The sequence below is a fragment of the Xanthomonas sp. NCPPB 3200 genome (assembly GCF_056393585.1).
This window is the reverse complement of sequence record NZ_CM150785.1, coordinates 4,443,938-4,458,176: the sequence shown is the minus strand read 5'-3', so window position 1 is coordinate 4,458,176 and position 14,239 is coordinate 4,443,938. Positions and strand designations below refer to the sequence as shown.

The window sequence follows — 14,239 nt, the reverse complement described above, 5'->3', positions numbered from 1 at the left end:
CGCGATAGATCGCCATGGTTAGAGTAGAGCTTGTCACCGAGAACTGCGATTCATCCAGCATCTACAAGATTGAGGAGCTAGCCTCGGCCGAGGTTAAGATTCGGCTCGAATTTGATCGAATCGTGAGCGCGCAGTCCCAGAAATCGGCTCGCGACGAGCTCTGCTCGAATATTAGAAGATCTCTACAGGACTTCAATTGGATTTGCGCAGGGCAGGTTAACCTTGAGCTGCTTTGGTACCTGCACGCAACCCAACGACAGGAAACCGACAAGATCGGCGACATCGACAACATCACCAAGCCGATCATTGATGCATTGACCGGCGAGAAGGGTCTGCTGATTGATGACTCACAAATCGGATCGATGCACAGCTTCTGGAACTCGCGTAATCATCAAACTGAGAAGGACGTCCTGATCCTGCGAATTCAGTTTAATAATGACGAGTGCTTGAAGAAGGAGAGCCTCACCTTCATCCAGTATTCCTCTGCTGTCTGCCTTCCGATGAACGTTGATTTCAGAAGCATGCGCGACATTCTTGGTGCGCTCGAAGTGATAATGTTCAGAAGAGGCCAGCGTCGCTTGGCTGCAGAATTCAGACGCCAAGGGAATGACTTTGACCGAGCCCTGGTGAACTCGACGTGGGAATTCCACAGAACCAGGCTGGGTGGAATGGACCCAGCAAGAATCTATAGGTTGAGAGAGTTCCTGGTTAAGTGCTACGAACACGGCCTTACTTGGAGGCTATTGTTGAGCCAATCCAAGTCGCTGAGAAGCTCAATCTCCGCTTCAAAGCGTGAGGATGGATCGACCAGGCCATCGGGATCGGGGGCCGTAAGCGGCTTAATTGCTTGCGGCAGCGATGAGCGCGACGGGAAGGATCCACGCTGCGCCATAGCACGGTGTTGCGACGCCTGTCAGGAAGCCACGGGATGAGGGCGGCGGGTCGATTACTCGGCTTGCTCCTTCAGTACGGGGAGCTGTTTACGGGTCTGGCGCTGCCCCTTACGTGTTATGAGGCCCCGCAGAAACTCAACGCGATGCGCGCACGAAGACGAGTGATACGTCTAGTTCTACTGAATTGAGTAGAATCGCCGCAGGTAGATATGGCTGCCAGCCGGCCATCATCATGCTGCAGCTAGGAAAAGGAGGGCGGCTACGCCGCCATGGGCACAAGGAGATATCAGCGTGTATTTGGCAGAGCTGACCATCACGAACTTCCGCAAAATGAACAACGCAGTCCTGCACTTCCAGAGTGGACTGAACGTCCTGGTCGGTGCAAACAACGCGGGGAAGACCGCCATTGTCGATGCGTTGAGGTCGCTCCTTGCCGGGCATGACGAACCTTACCCGCGGTTGGACTCGGACGATATCCATCGGCCGAAGACAGGATCGCCTAGCGGAAGTATCGTTTTCAAGTACATATTCCGAGGCTTGTGCCCCGACGATGAGGCTGACTTCATGAGTGCCCTGAAGCCTGCCAAAGACGGGCAGATGGAGGCGCATATCACCATCAGCTTCTCCGAGGCAGACAAGACAGGGCGACTCAGAGCGAAGCGCTGGTGTGGAGACAATGACGATGTCGGCTTGACAGCGGACATGATGGAGAATCTTCGAGGGGTCTATCTTCAACCCCTACGCGACGCATCTCAAGCCCTTAGGCCCGGCCGCATGAGCCAGCTGTCGCGACTGTTTCAGCTTCTCGTTGATGACGATGGCAAGATCGAGATCAATGGGGCACTAAAGCTCCTGGATGATGAGCTCAAAAAGAAGGCGCCAATTGTGAGCACCCACAAGGCGATAACCACCCGGCACTCGGAGATGCTGGGTCCGCAGCTTTCTCAGCTGCTTGAGCTCGGGGTTAGCGTCAGTGATTTTCAACGCCTGGCTTCGCGCCTCTCTCTTACCGTTGATCTGTTCGAGCTTGAGCAGAACGGGCTCGGATTCAACAATCTAATCTTCATGGCGGTCGTGCTCAGCGAGCTGACCAAGAACCCACAAGCCAGCTATCGAGGCCTGATCATTGAGGAGCCCGAGGCACATCTACATCCCCAATTGCAGGCTGTGCTCTTGGGCTACTTTGAGACCATCAAGGCAGTGGACAAGGAGAAGCCTGTCCAACTGTTCGTTACCAGCCACTCACCCAACTTTGCCAGCATCGCCAATCTCGACAGTTTGACTTGCCTAGTCGACACCGGCATCAAGGTGGAGACGTTCTTTCCGCGAGACATCAAGTTTGCTGTCGGAAAGCGCGAAAAGCTTGAGCGCTATTTGGACGTAACTCGGGCTGAGCTCTTTTTTGCACGCCGCGCCATCCTGGTTGAAGGCGCTGCGGAGTTGGTTCTTGTCAGTGTGCTCGCAGAGAAGTGCGGCCACGATCTACGCAAGCATGGTGTCAGCCTCATCAGCGTTGAAGGCCTCAACTTCGACTCGTTCATTCCACTGTTCGGAGAGAATGCTCTGAAGATTCCGGTCTCCGTGCTTACCGATGCGGACCCAACGGGTCCGAGCGAAGAGGATGAAGAGGCGGGGAGTGACGGTAGCGTAGTAGCGGACGACCTTGCGTCGACAGATGACGCCTCTGGTGGAAAGAAGAAGGCGGCTCCTGTCTACCCTTCGATTGGTGACAAGGTGCAGCTGTCTGCAAACACCCTGAGTATGATCAAGTTCGAAGATTCATATCTCAAGGTCTTCCATGGGCTGAAGACGCTTGAGTATGACTTGGCCTTATACGCCTGCAACCGCAAGATGATGCTTGCGGCGCTTAGCGAGCTTCACCCGAAGATATCTGCAAGCCTGGCGAAGAAGGTCGACGCCGCTACGGGAGAGACAGAGAAGGCTCGCGTACTATTCAGCGGAATGTTCGAGAGGAAGAACGGAAACGTCCAGAAGGGGCGCTTTGCACAAGCTTTGGCGCACCTTATCGCTAAAGCGAAAGCCGAAGATTTCATTGTCCCCGGGTACATCAAGTCTGCAGTCGAACACGCTTGCCAGCCTGGCCCGAAGAAGGGCGAGGACGAATGAGCACGGATACTCCTTCATTAGAACAGGGTGCGATCATCACGGCACCATTGCAGCCGATGTCGGTCATCGCTTGTGCGGGAAGTGGTAAGACATTCACGGCTGTACGAAGACTCGCTCACATACGTCGATGCCTCGGTGATCACCGGGGCCGGGTTGCGCTCCTGTCCTTCTCGAACATCGCAGTCGAGACCTTCAGGCGCGAGTACCAAGCACTTGCCGTGGGATCGCTCAAGATCCCGTCCCACCAGCGCGTTGAGATCGACACACTGGACGGGTTCATTACGACAAACATTCTGCGACCTCACGCCCATCGGACAATGGGATGTACCACGACCCCGTTCTTGCTATCAGGAAGCGAGTCGTTCCTGCTAGGAAAGGACTATCGCTTTTGGGTGGAATCGCCGAGAACCGGTAACTACCCGGTGCCCCAAGCGCATATCCATCGCGTTGTTATAGGCCCTTCAGGGGCTGGAACGGACTTCTTCTACCAGAACTCCGGCATGCTGACGAGAATCAACAATGGCCCCAAGGCTGCCGCAGCCTTGGGAAAACTGGGGGCTTACACCCACGAGCTGGCGCGCTACTGGGCCGACCTCACCCTCCGCGAACAACCCGAGATCCTGCGCGTACTCGCGCGTCGCTATCCCCACATCCTCATTGATGAAGCGCAGGATATCGGGATCCTGCACCAGTTGATCATTGAAAGGCTCAGCCAAGCAGGCTCTCAAATCTCCCTCATTGGCGATCCCAATCAGGGCATCTACGAGTTCATGGGTGCCACCGGCTCGTTCCTGTCCAGCTACCACAGCAAACCCGGTGTTGCTCCGGCAGCCCTGACACGCAACTATCGGTCCGTACCGGCCGTACTCGATCTAGCCAATGCAATCTCAGCGCGTACGGACGAACCGGATAGGCACGCGCCACTTACGCTCCACGGAGCCTACTTCGTTCCGTACACGACTACCAGTACGCAGAATGTCCTGGCGGCCTTCCAGGCGACACTGATGTCTGCTGGCTTGGACCCTGGACGTTCCGCCGTGCTCTGCCGTGCACGAAAGTGGGCCAACGAGCTGGCCGGGAGTGAGGGTGCCCCTGGTGTTGGAACGACGAAGATGCTTGCCCAAGCGGCGATGGTGCGCGATATCCACTCTGACTACTCAACAGCATTCAGACTCGTGGCAACTGCCATCATAGGTTTGACCGACAACGCACCCAAGGGCATCGTTGCTCGCCTAACTCAGCCAGCCAGGTACCCAGAAGAACGAGCGCTTCGTCGCGCTATTTGGGCTTTCACCAGAGATTCGGTAGCAGGTCTGCCTAGTGCGTCGCTACCCGCCGTAAGCGATTGGCAGCCGACATTGTTGCAACGTGTCAGGGTCCTGATGACGAATCTGAGCACGGCTCATGGACTCAATCACACCTCGTCCAAGCTCGGCAGTCGGCTCTCAAAGAAGAGTTTATCCAGTTCGCCGCTAATGAGCCCGCCGGACCTAGGTGCAGATCAACCCCTGCGGGTCAGAATTAGCACCGTGCACCAAGTCAAAGGCGAAAGCCTGGATGCCGTCCTCTACATGGCAACGAAGGCGCATGTATCTGCACTCCTAGACGGGGGTTCCACTGAGGATGGGCGAATTGGATACGTGGCTGTGACCCGAGCAAGGGATCTGCTGTGGCTGGGTGTTCCGGCGACAGCTTTGAAGATCCTTCGTGCCGATCTTGAAGCGAAAGGCTTCAAGGACGCAACCGCTAAGATTGCGGCCCCTCCTGCCGGGCATGGCATAGGTACCCCCTGAGTGGGAAGACCGGATAAAAGCCCAGCCCGTCACCAGCATCAAATCAACGCCCAAAGACGAAGAAGAATGGGGGCAATCAGAGGTTCTCTCCCATAACGGGCCTGAGTACGCATTGCTTAGTGGAGCTGGTTCTTGCCGGTTCGATGGGAGAACCTAGGAGTGCTCGGCAACCATAGTTGCGCGAATGAGGCGAAAAAATGGCTCAACCTATGGTTGCGGGTGGCGACAAACCTATGGTTGCAGTGGCCTAGGGGCAGAGCTGACGTCCGTGGCTCATTGGCCCTCGCCAACGGCCAAGGAGGCAAGCACCGCCCTGACGTCGGTCCAAACTTGTCGGTCCTTAACAAGTAAGGAGACCCTTTAGGTGCTCTACGAAGATTCGAGGCCTTGGGAGCCGGACGCAGCATGCCGTTGGCGTTAGCGACTCAGGGCCAGTAGTCGTCGACATCGCCAGAGTTTCGTCCGCCACGGGCCGTACGCTGTCGCCCCTCGCTCCTCTTGAATTTCACGGCTGCTTCAGGCCAGAAGCTGACATCGCTAGGTTACCTCCGACGCTTCTTCGAGCCTTAATATCAAGGCCGCCTTAAGGCTTCATGCGGCTAAGACCGGCGGCACTGCATCGACTAACGATGGCGCCCACGCCATCAGTCCCAGAAGTCGAAGCCCAAGGCTTTCCCTCCCCAAGGACTGTATAGATCTCCCCCTCCCCAGTAGCTCACGTCGCCATCTCGCTCCGTGCGAATGGCGCGGAACACCCCCCGGTCTGGCGTTTGGTAGTTCAGGCGCCCATCCAACACGGGCAACACGTATCCGGCCTGCCCGTCGCTCGACGTCGCTTCAGTTGGAATGGGCATAAGCAGCGCACCGGTCGGAGTCTCCCGCAGCACCAGACAGAAGGACGGATAGCGCTTGAGGCAGTACACCAGGGCCGGGTGCGTGCCCGCCGCCCTTACCTCTGCCAGCAGGCGATCAACCGACTCAAGGGCCAGTGCCTTTGCCTTCGCGCTCTGCACAGTAACAGACGCCTCGTGGCACCAGGTCGCGACGTCCGACGAATCTGCCAGCAAGAGCTTCTTGTTTCGACTGGCAAAGCGCTGGGCCACTCGCCGATAGCGGGAGGTCGTTACAAACAGCCCAGACGCCTCTTCACGCAGGCTGTGCGCCTCCAATGCGGCCACGGCCTCCAAGCCAATCAGCCGGTGCTTTGCGTATCGCCGGGCTTGGACCAAGGTCAGTGCATCGCCCAGCGGAGACTGAAGCCACATCCGGACATCCACGCCTTCATCTGCCGTGCCGGGGCCGATCTGTGTTTTCCAACCCCGTGCAGTGAATACGCTGCTGATCAGTACTTCGAAGTCGCGGTGAGGAAGCCGGTAAAGATCTTCCGGGTGTTCCGCAAAGTGTCGGTAGATGTCCCCCGAGACGTCTGCCGTGTCTGCTTCGATCAGGCGGCAAGTCCACTGCCATTGTGCCCATTGATCGAACTGCTTCTGCAGCGCTGACTCGTGGTCAATGAGGTAGTAGTTGGCAGTGACTGCATCGTCCAGCTCGAGGTAGAGACCTATCTGGGCCAACTCTTCCCCTAGCTCATCGGCCTCTCGGGTTCCCTCGTTGAGGCATCGTGCCGGCATGCCATCAGAGCACAGCGTCAGGATCGATACGCCTTCCCCAGGTTCCGTGTCGTAGTGCGCCAAGGGATTCTTGTGAGTGGAGTCCTCCCAAAACTCGTGCCGTTTGGCCCAAGCCTCCGTGATTGCTTGGGCTTGCAACACGATCGCTTCCAAGTGCGCATCCGGCCTGCTTGCCTGTTCCTTCGCTTTTGCCACGCTCACCCTCCCTGTCGACAGTCAAATGCTGCCATCGAGGAATCCGCGGCGCCACCCGCCGACGGCTGGCCGGTGGGCTCGATTCGGGCATGCTCCTTGCCCCGTAGCCTGCCCGAACGAAGATGACTGACTACACCCTCAACGACCACGCCAAGACCGTTCAGGACTTGGCGCGCTTGCACGAGAAGTGGGAGAACTATTCGGGAAACAACACGAACAAGTTCCGTGCAGTGGAACGGTCCACGTCCGCTCGACCCAATCCCGTCACCAGCAGCACGGCGGTCAGGAATGCGTCATACAGATAGGCACTGCGCGCCAGCCTTCCGGCAACAGCCCGATGTACGTTAACCCCCGTCCTGCACCACTGCAGCTAAGCGTCCGCTGTCGGCCAATAGCTGACGTCCGCCAGGGTCTCGGCAAGGGCCCCTAACTTGATGTCATGGCGATTTCCGCATCGGATCGCGATCACGCGCCGCGCTCCCGTTCACGCGCACATGGGAGGACCTTTAAAAAATGAAGTGCGGGTTGATACGCCCAGGGGTAATCCCCCCGCTTTTAGCGTTCGCCAAAAGTGGAGCTACGCGGCCATCGCCAATTTCATTGCTGGGGTGATACCGCCGAGCGCCATGTTGGGGCGCTCATGGTTGTACGTCCATAGCCAGCGCGTGGCCTTGTCCTGAACCTGCTTGATGGTGTCGAACAACGTTGTGGCCAGCCAAGCGTAGCTGACGGTGAGAGCTTCTTCGGCCTGCTCAAACGCGAGCGGATCAGGCGGCGGATCTACCCCACCAAGGATGCCGCACGCGCCGAGGTGTTCGACTACATCGAAATGTTCTACAACCTACAACGCCGTCATGGTTCAACTGGCGACCTATCGCCTGTAGAGTTCGAACGGCGCTATGCGCAACGAGGGTCTTGAGTGCCTTCGGAACCCTGGGCGTATCAGTTCAATTCCCTAGGATGCTTGATACGCGGCTCATGGACAGGTCGCGCAGAGCTTGGCGCATACATTTGCGCCACCCGTCCCCCTCGTAAAGACAAAGCCCCCGGTAGCAAGCTACCGAGGGCAAATTCTAAGGCTTACGGAGGACTTGTCATTGCCCATCCCGCCTGCTGCAGCTAGCGCCTATAGGTACTCTAGGTACCGAGGAATCACATGCAGTCTTGGGAGTCGACTGTTCCCGACAGAAGCAAAGTTACGGTACCAATAAGTAGGTGTCAAGCAAATGCATGCTGACCCCGACCAGTTGCCATTGCGGAATTAGCCGCCGATTCAGGCATCCCCTCTACTGGAACGGCCGCCAATTCCTGCCTCGCCGGTACAAGCTTATCGGCCCCTTCATTCATTTTTGTGAAAGAGGCGGCATGAACTCCCAGGCACTTGGCTGCCGCGACACGGACCGCGAGCAGCACTGCCGGCGGCAGCGCTCCTTTATCAGATGTTCGCTTGGAGTTTTGGCCTTTATGGCCACGCACCAGCTCAAGGCGCTCGATGGACATAGTGTAGACCATGTCGCATTTAGCCCAACGATCCCCTGCCTTATCACGCAAACCCTTTGGCAGGTACATGCGATTGATGTCTACATGGTGAGCGCAGACGGGGGCCGGAGCAGTCATGCTGATCGGCACAATGTTCACAAGCTTCGGCCTGCCATCGATCTTGTTGTTAAGGATGATGACCGGTCGCTTCTTGATCATCTCCCCGTGCAAGTACTCGGACGGGAACTCACACATGAAGATCTCGCCGGGTTTAGGGTGGTAGGAAAGTCCCACGTTGATCAACTCTTTAGATATGCCGTCACTTTACATAAACAATCGCGAAGCGCCATGCAAAGATCTGTGGATAACTCACGTCCGCTTCTCTAGCGACTGCTTGACAAAGCAATCGCTAGATGCGTGAGATCCGGCTTGAGCGCTTAGGTAGCGGGCGAGTTGTTATGGCAACTGTCTTGGCATACCGCCTCTTTGCACTCAACGCAGGCGGCTCAAATGACGCAGGCCGAATCGGTGTCACCGCAGGCTCCGCTCCGTCAGCAGCGCATGCGGGGAAAAAGAACTGACGTCCCCCGCCCTGAGTAGCGGTTGGGTTTAGAGTCCGGGGTTGATGATATCGGTGTTGGCAAGATGTTGGGCGTAGGCAGCTGGCGTCATCCCGCCAATTGCTTTCTTGGGTCGGTCCTCGTTTGTATCCGCGTCGCCAGCGTTCGATCTCGGTGCGCGTGTGCAGCAACGTCGGGAACCAGTGCTCGTTGAGGCATTCGTCGCGTGGCCGGCCGTTGAAGGATTCGACGTAGGCGTTCTGGTTCGGCTTGCCGGGTTGGATAAGCCGTAACTGCACGCCACGGGCATGCGCCCAAGCGACCATTGCTTTTCCGCAAAACTCCTTGCCGTTGTCGGTACGGATCACCTGCGGCAAGCCGCGACTGTGTACCAGCCGGTCCAGCACGCGTGTCACGCCATGGCCGGAGATGGCTCGCTCCACGTCGATGGCGACCGCTTCGTGCGTTGCGTCGTCCACGATCACCAGACACTTGATCACCCGCCCTTCGGCGGAGCGGTCGAACACGAAGTCCATCGACCACACCTGGTTGGCCTGCGCTGGCCGCAGCAGCGGCTGACGCTCGCCAACCGGTACCTTCTTGCGCTTGCGGCGCCGGACTTGTAGCTGCTGCTCGCGATACAACTGCTCCACGCGCTTGTAGTTCACCAGGCGTCCTTCCTGTCGCAGTTTGAGATAGATCATCCCCACGCCGTAGCGGCGATGGCGATGCGCCAACGCAAGAATGCGCTCGCGCAGTTCGCCATTGCGGTCTTGGCGTGGGCAATAGCGCAGCGCGCTGGCGCTCATGCCGATCGCCGCCAAGGCACGACGCTCGCTGGCACCACGCCCGATCCACTCGCACACCAGCGCACGACGCGCCGGTGCGCTCACCACTTTTTCGCAACGCATCCTTGATCAGGTCGTTCTCGAACAACTGCTCGGCCAGCAACTTCTTTAGCCGCGCGTTCTCGGCCTCAAGGTCCTTGAGCCGCTTGGCGTCGGGCACGCTCATGCCGCCGAACTTGCTGCGCCACAGATAGTACGAGGCCTCGCTGAAGCCATGGCGCCGGCATAAGTCCTTGATCGCTATGCCCGCTTCGGCTTCGCGCAGGAAGCCGATCATCTGCTCTTCGGAAAAACGCTTCTTCACGTCCAATCTCCTTGGGGTAGGGAATTGGACTCCAAACTGAGGTGCTACTCAAAATTGGGGGGACGTCGCACCTCACCCAAGCCATGCTGCGGCCGAGACCGCCTGACTCACGATGAAAGGGGCCAAAAATCGCGCAGTACAATTAGGATCTAGGCCGAGCGCTCTGTGGGTTGGCCATACCCAGCCGACGACTTGTCGGGAAAACCGATCGATCGCAAGAGCCAGGTACATTTAGACTGCAAGCTTGAGGATCAAAGTGAAAACTCTCGCCCAGGTCGTATACGGCTCAGTTACGTCGAACTGTCGATCAAGTAGGTTGGCGGCTGCGCACACTCAGCCCCGCCGCAGAACCTCGGCGATCTAATCCAGCTCGTCGCGCTGCAAGCACCACGCCGGGCTTTCAGAACTGGCGCGGCCAGATGTATAGACTGTGCGTAGTGATAACCAGTCGCTCGTAGACCTCTGCCGCTTAAAGCCGCGATCGGTCACTCGCCGGATCGCTTCGATCTTGAATTCATCTAAATATCGCTGGCTGCTCATGGATGCCTTCGAATCAGCGATTTTCCATGCACTTTAGATGTCTAAAGAACCCTGGATGTATCAGTCTTCAGTTTCGTATCTTCCGTTTATCATTGAAAGAGGCTACGGGTGAGCTGTTTTCAACTGCGCGCAATCGCTCACACTCCAAAGTAAGTGCCAGTATTCTGCTGTCCGCGCTGACCAAAAGCGATAACGCGGCATCTCGTTGGCTAGTCAGCGCCTTTATTTTTTCACGAAGAGATCTGCTCATCTGCCGGCCCTCAATTTCAGATACTCTGGGCCTCAATGACGTATCAATTTCGCGCTCCTTGTTCCACTGCTGAATTTCTGCAACCAGCGAAGGGAAACGCTGCTTCTTGAGGGCAGATGGGCTAACTCCTGCCTCGCGTGCTACGTTTGCTTCGAGCGGAACAGTGCCCTTGGGTAAGCGTTGGGGAGTATTAGTCTTCAATCGTTCAAATGCTTCTCTAAAGCTGTTCTCTGCACTTGGCTTACGCGGCATCTTGGTCCTCGCATATCTTAATCGCGGCGCGCACGGCGCGTTCTTGCACAGTAAGCGCATTGTGAAGTGGCTCGCCTGGCGTCGCATTCCTCACTCGTGACTCTATGTCACCCAACAACTCCCGGTAACGGGGGAGTCTTCTTTTGTCGTAGAGGAGCCATTCGCAGGGGCTTCCTTCGCTTCCGCAGGCGGCGACGCTCTCAAAGCCGCCTTTATCGCAAGGCAAAGGGTTGGTGCATCCGCCGAGCAAATGCTCTCGGTAGGCAATGGTCCCCTTCTTCGCCTCTTTGAGCAATTGGGTATGCTCGCGTGCTGACGTCATGCTGAGGATGCGCCTTTTGTGCTCACTACCATATGGACTTACATAAGTGTCATTCCTAAGGCTTGCAAACCCGCGTGCGAGCATCTCATACATGGTTCGCAAGTAATCTTGCTTGGTCTTGTAATTAAGATTTCCGCTTAGCAGGTGATGTCCGCGGCCATAGTATCGAGACATTGCAGCATGGGTATGCTTGAGCTCATATTGAATGCTCGCGTCACTCACAAGGCCGGACGCATGCATGTTGACAGCGCCTGTACGACGCAGTTGATGCCACGCAAGCGGCCATCTCTTTCCGACAGCGAAAATCTCAGGGTTGATCATTGGGTTCATCAAGCGGCTTATTTCAAAATCTTCGTCCGTTATCATTAGCTCATTATCTGTGAATATATTATAGCGTCGCAGTTCTCTATTTAATTCCTGAGCGGCGTGTCGAATCTTTAGGAATGGAGCCAGTGATCGTCCGGAGCCGGTACTCCACGGCTCGTACGATCGCGGAAACAGCGGGGCATCCGCAGCGTCAGCATCTGGTCCGAGCACGCCCGTTGCTTGGCCTGCTTTGAGGCGAAGCCGCGCGATCTTCTGCGCAGCAGACACCGCGCTACCTACAGACTCGGCAACGATCCACCTGGCATCGCCGTCGAGAACCGTCTTGGTGGAGTCGCCCCGCACTGAGAATACCAACTCCCCAGTGCTATCTTTTTCAGTGATGAAGCAGTCCAATGGCAAGCACCATGCTTCCTCTACCCGCATGAGGGAGTAGAGGACGATCTGCACATGGCAGCACAGTGAAACAAGGCTTGCATATGCGGAAATTGTGTTGACCGGAAAGCGGCCGTCGCAATGGTCGTTCAACCAACGGCGCATTGCCCTGACGACGCCGGAGTACTCATTAATTGGCGTAGACGCGGCGGCGCCGTTTGAAATCCTAGCATGCACGTTGGCTAGAAAAACTTTGGAGAACTCATCCGAGTGTTCATGGAATTCTTCGATGATCTCGTTGGTTCTGATGGCTAGCAACTGCCATATGCGCGGAGGAACATATGGGGTTTGCACCTTCACGTGCGTCGGAATTTCAACGATGAGCTCGGCAATTTGCTCCCGCGTCGCCAGAATGAAGCCAAGGTCGTTGCGTGCTTCGAAAACGTCATGCAACAAGCGAACAGCGGTGGCCGCCTGTGATGGCTTCAACGCTGCCTTATAGAGCGCGATAAGCTTCGGGAATCTGTGGAATCGATCTGCGCTTATTCTATGTTGGGTGCATAGCTCAAAGATTGGGCGCAGAGCACGAAATCGTGCTTCTAGCTCCCTGGCTCTGGAAACCGCATGTGGCCCCCACCACCACCATGCCAAGCAAAGCCTAAACAATGCGCCGTTCTCAGGGCTAACCTTCTGAACGCGCAGATGCGCAGCGTCTCGGAAATGCAGTCGATAAGCCCGATTGCAGTGGTGAGAAATATCCCACGTTGAATCGGAATACCTGTTTAGAACAAACCCGTCGGAGTCAAGTGTAACAGGCTGCTCCGCAGTGGGTGGCCATTCGCGTAGTCGAAAGTTGGGTGCGTTATCGTCGATTCCAGGGCTCAGAAATTTCAAGAAGAAACTGCTTTGCATGCACGTTTCCAAGCTAGATCTCCATGAGTTTGATTGAAGCGGACCAACTAGGGTGATAGTTGCCTTCTTTGAGTCGCGACAAGGCTTCCGTAACCCATGTCGAGCGGATGGCACTTGAGCCCGAGATAGCGTCTAGCTTCGCCGTGACTCGGCTGACAATCACGTCCGCAGGAACAAGAGCTGTGCCATTTGCGGGTAGTGTATAGCTTGCCATTTCGAGCACCTTGAGACGGCGGTAGGACACAAGGGACCACACGTAGTCCTGGCTACTGACATCACGGTGGTAGATGCAGAACAAACATCCGGATGGGCTCACGCAGTCAGGGGCGGAGACCGCCTCGGGACTGTCGGGAGCTGTGGCTGGAGTAGCTCCATTGCTAATGCAACGGCCAGGTGCAGGCGGCTCTTGCCAAACTTGGCTAGAACGGTGATAGCGCGCGATCTCTTGCGCGGCCGTTGCGTGATTCGGTTTTGCGTAGATGGTTTGGAGCGTCTGATTCGTGTGTTGGGCGCTCTCCGCAGCGACCGCATCGCTTCCAGTGTAGCCCTTAATCCAATTAACCCGGTGATTCCTAAGCTTGCGAGGACCCACCCACTCGATGCCCAGGCGTTCGAACTTGATCCGAGTTGAACTAAAGTTTGGTGGACAGTCCGGTGCAGGAACAGCTGATGGGTAATAGAATGGGAAGAGACGATCATCCTCATCGGCCGGGACAAAATTCTCAATCCATAAGAGGTATCTTTTGATAATTTTGCGATACTCTCGAAAAATCTGGAACTTTACAGTGCCGCCCCGACGTCCTTTATAGCTTGTCGTAACAATGATCTGATCGCCTTGCGTCTGATATGCGAACTTACGGCGCTTGAGGCGGTGTGCCTGAGCTAGGTTCATTCCGGTCTGCGACAGGAAAACTAGTAATTCGCACTCAATCCTAAGATTGACTACCGGGTACCTGGTTCGGATGCTTCTATCATTCTCCCAAGCTTTGCGTGTTTTCAGAACGGCATTTCTGTCTCCGACGGCTCGGTGCCCACTCAATGCGAGGACATCCTCTGGCGGTCTAAGCTTGCACCACTCCAAGAGCACAGTTCCGTCGCGTAGCTCAATGCGCACGGGCAAAGACCCCAGCGCTTTACTGAGCGTGAGCTCATCGCATATTCTGAGTAAGGTGCTCCCAAACGATGATGCGGAATCAGAAGAAAGCTTGTCCGAATCGCTATATGGCTTTCTCTGCGCTCGTGCCGCTTCTGGTAAGCGGGTGTACCTAATGAGTGGTCGCGTCATGCCTAGCGCTTCAGATATAACCGAAGACACGGATCTTGCAATATCGTCCGCCGTACTGGCTCTAATCACCTCTTTCCGATGCGAGCCTCGTCTAAGAGCGTGCGGCTTGTTAGAGGTTCCCATTTTTGGAGGGGGATTGGCGCGAGTCC

8 protein-coding genes and 4 pseudogenes are annotated in these 14,239 nt (G+C 56.4%); 4 read left to right on the top strand and 8 right to left on the bottom strand.

Going from position 1 to position 14,239, the window contains the following annotated elements:
• Positions 1-14 precede the first annotated feature (14 nt).
• From AC06DU_RS19260 to AC06DU_RS19250, 3 genes are all read left to right on the top strand, one after another.
• Positions 15-932: a RusA family crossover junction endodeoxyribonuclease gene (locus tag AC06DU_RS19260; RefSeq protein WP_478203035.1), complete on the top strand. Its 918-nt coding sequence runs from the start codon at positions 15-17 to the stop codon at positions 930-932.
• Positions 933-1,184: 252 nt separating this feature from the next.
• A complete protein-coding gene (locus tag AC06DU_RS19255) occupies positions 1,185-3,020 on the top strand; it encodes an ATP-dependent nuclease (RefSeq protein WP_478203034.1) in 1,836 nt (611 codons plus the stop codon).
• Entirely contained in the window at positions 3,017-4,813 is a 1,797-nt protein-coding gene (locus tag AC06DU_RS19250; RefSeq protein WP_478203033.1) for a UvrD-helicase domain-containing protein, read from the top strand. Before AC06DU_RS19255 ends, AC06DU_RS19250 begins: the two co-directional genes overlap by 4 nt.
• A 644-nt stretch (positions 4,814-5,457) precedes the next feature.
• On the opposite strand, the gene AC06DU_RS19245 is transcribed toward AC06DU_RS19250, so the two are convergent.
• On the bottom strand, positions 5,458-6,639 hold the full coding sequence (locus AC06DU_RS19245; protein WP_228607929.1) for a restriction endonuclease: 1,182 nt from the start codon (positions 6,637-6,639) through the stop codon (positions 5,458-5,460).
• 577 nt (positions 6,640-7,216) lie between these two features.
• A pseudogene (locus AC06DU_RS19240) lies at positions 7,217-7,372 on the bottom strand (integrase core domain-containing protein); the annotation flags it as partial.
• Between AC06DU_RS19240 and AC06DU_RS19235 the strand changes: the two are divergent.
• Positions 7,364-7,558, top strand: a pseudogene (locus tag AC06DU_RS19235) (IS3 family transposase); the annotation flags it as partial. The pseudogenes AC06DU_RS19240 and AC06DU_RS19235 overlap by 9 nt on opposite strands.
• Before the next feature lie 299 nt (positions 7,559-7,857).
• Here AC06DU_RS19235 and AC06DU_RS19230 read toward each other — a convergent pair.
• The 6 genes and pseudogenes from AC06DU_RS19230 to AC06DU_RS19205 form a co-directional block, all read right to left on the bottom strand.
• Positions 7,858-8,412: a type II toxin-antitoxin system PemK/MazF family toxin gene (locus tag AC06DU_RS19230; protein WP_228607927.1), complete on the bottom strand. Its 555-nt coding sequence runs from the start codon at positions 8,410-8,412 to the stop codon at positions 7,858-7,860.
• A 315-nt stretch (positions 8,413-8,727) separates the two neighbouring features.
• A pseudogene (locus AC06DU_RS19225) lies at positions 8,728-9,803 on the bottom strand (IS3 family transposase).
• 430 nt (positions 9,804-10,233) lie between these two features.
• Positions 10,234-10,370: pseudogene (locus AC06DU_RS19220) on the bottom strand (transposase); the annotation flags it as partial.
• Between the two features lie 67 nt (positions 10,371-10,437).
• The gene (locus AC06DU_RS19215) at positions 10,438-10,872 is read right to left on the bottom strand and encodes a hypothetical protein (RefSeq protein WP_228607925.1); all 435 of its coding nucleotides are present in this window, start codon (positions 10,870-10,872) and stop codon (positions 10,438-10,440) included.
• Positions 10,862-12,382 (bottom strand): hypothetical protein, encoded by a 1,521-nt coding sequence (locus AC06DU_RS19210; RefSeq protein ID WP_478203032.1) that lies wholly within the window; start codon positions 12,380-12,382, stop codon positions 10,862-10,864. The genes AC06DU_RS19215 and AC06DU_RS19210 overlap by 11 nt, the downstream gene beginning before the upstream one ends.
• A gap of 436 nt (positions 12,383-12,818) precedes the next feature.
• Positions 12,819-13,697 (bottom strand): hypothetical protein, encoded by an 879-nt coding sequence (locus AC06DU_RS19205; RefSeq protein WP_131828629.1) that lies wholly within the window; start codon positions 13,695-13,697, stop codon positions 12,819-12,821.
• Between the last annotated feature and the right edge of the window lie 542 nt (positions 13,698-14,239).

What these genes read in the sequence shown, in the direction of transcription:
- AC06DU_RS19260 (WP_478203035.1), top strand. Translation starts at nt 15, where the DNA reads ATGGTTAGAGTAGAGCTTGTCACCGAGAACTGCGATTCATCCAGCATC.
- AC06DU_RS19250 (WP_478203033.1), top strand. Translation starts at nt 3,017, where the DNA reads ATGAGCACGGATACTCCTTCATTAGAACAGGGTGCGATCATCACGGCA.
- AC06DU_RS19215 (WP_228607925.1), bottom strand. Translation starts at nt 10,872, where the DNA reads ATGCCGCGTAAGCCAAGTGCAGAGAACAGCTTTAGAGAAGCATTTGAA.
- AC06DU_RS19205 (WP_131828629.1), bottom strand. Translation starts at nt 13,697, where the DNA reads ATGAACCTAGCTCAGGCACACCGCCTCAAGCGCCGTAAGTTCGCATAT.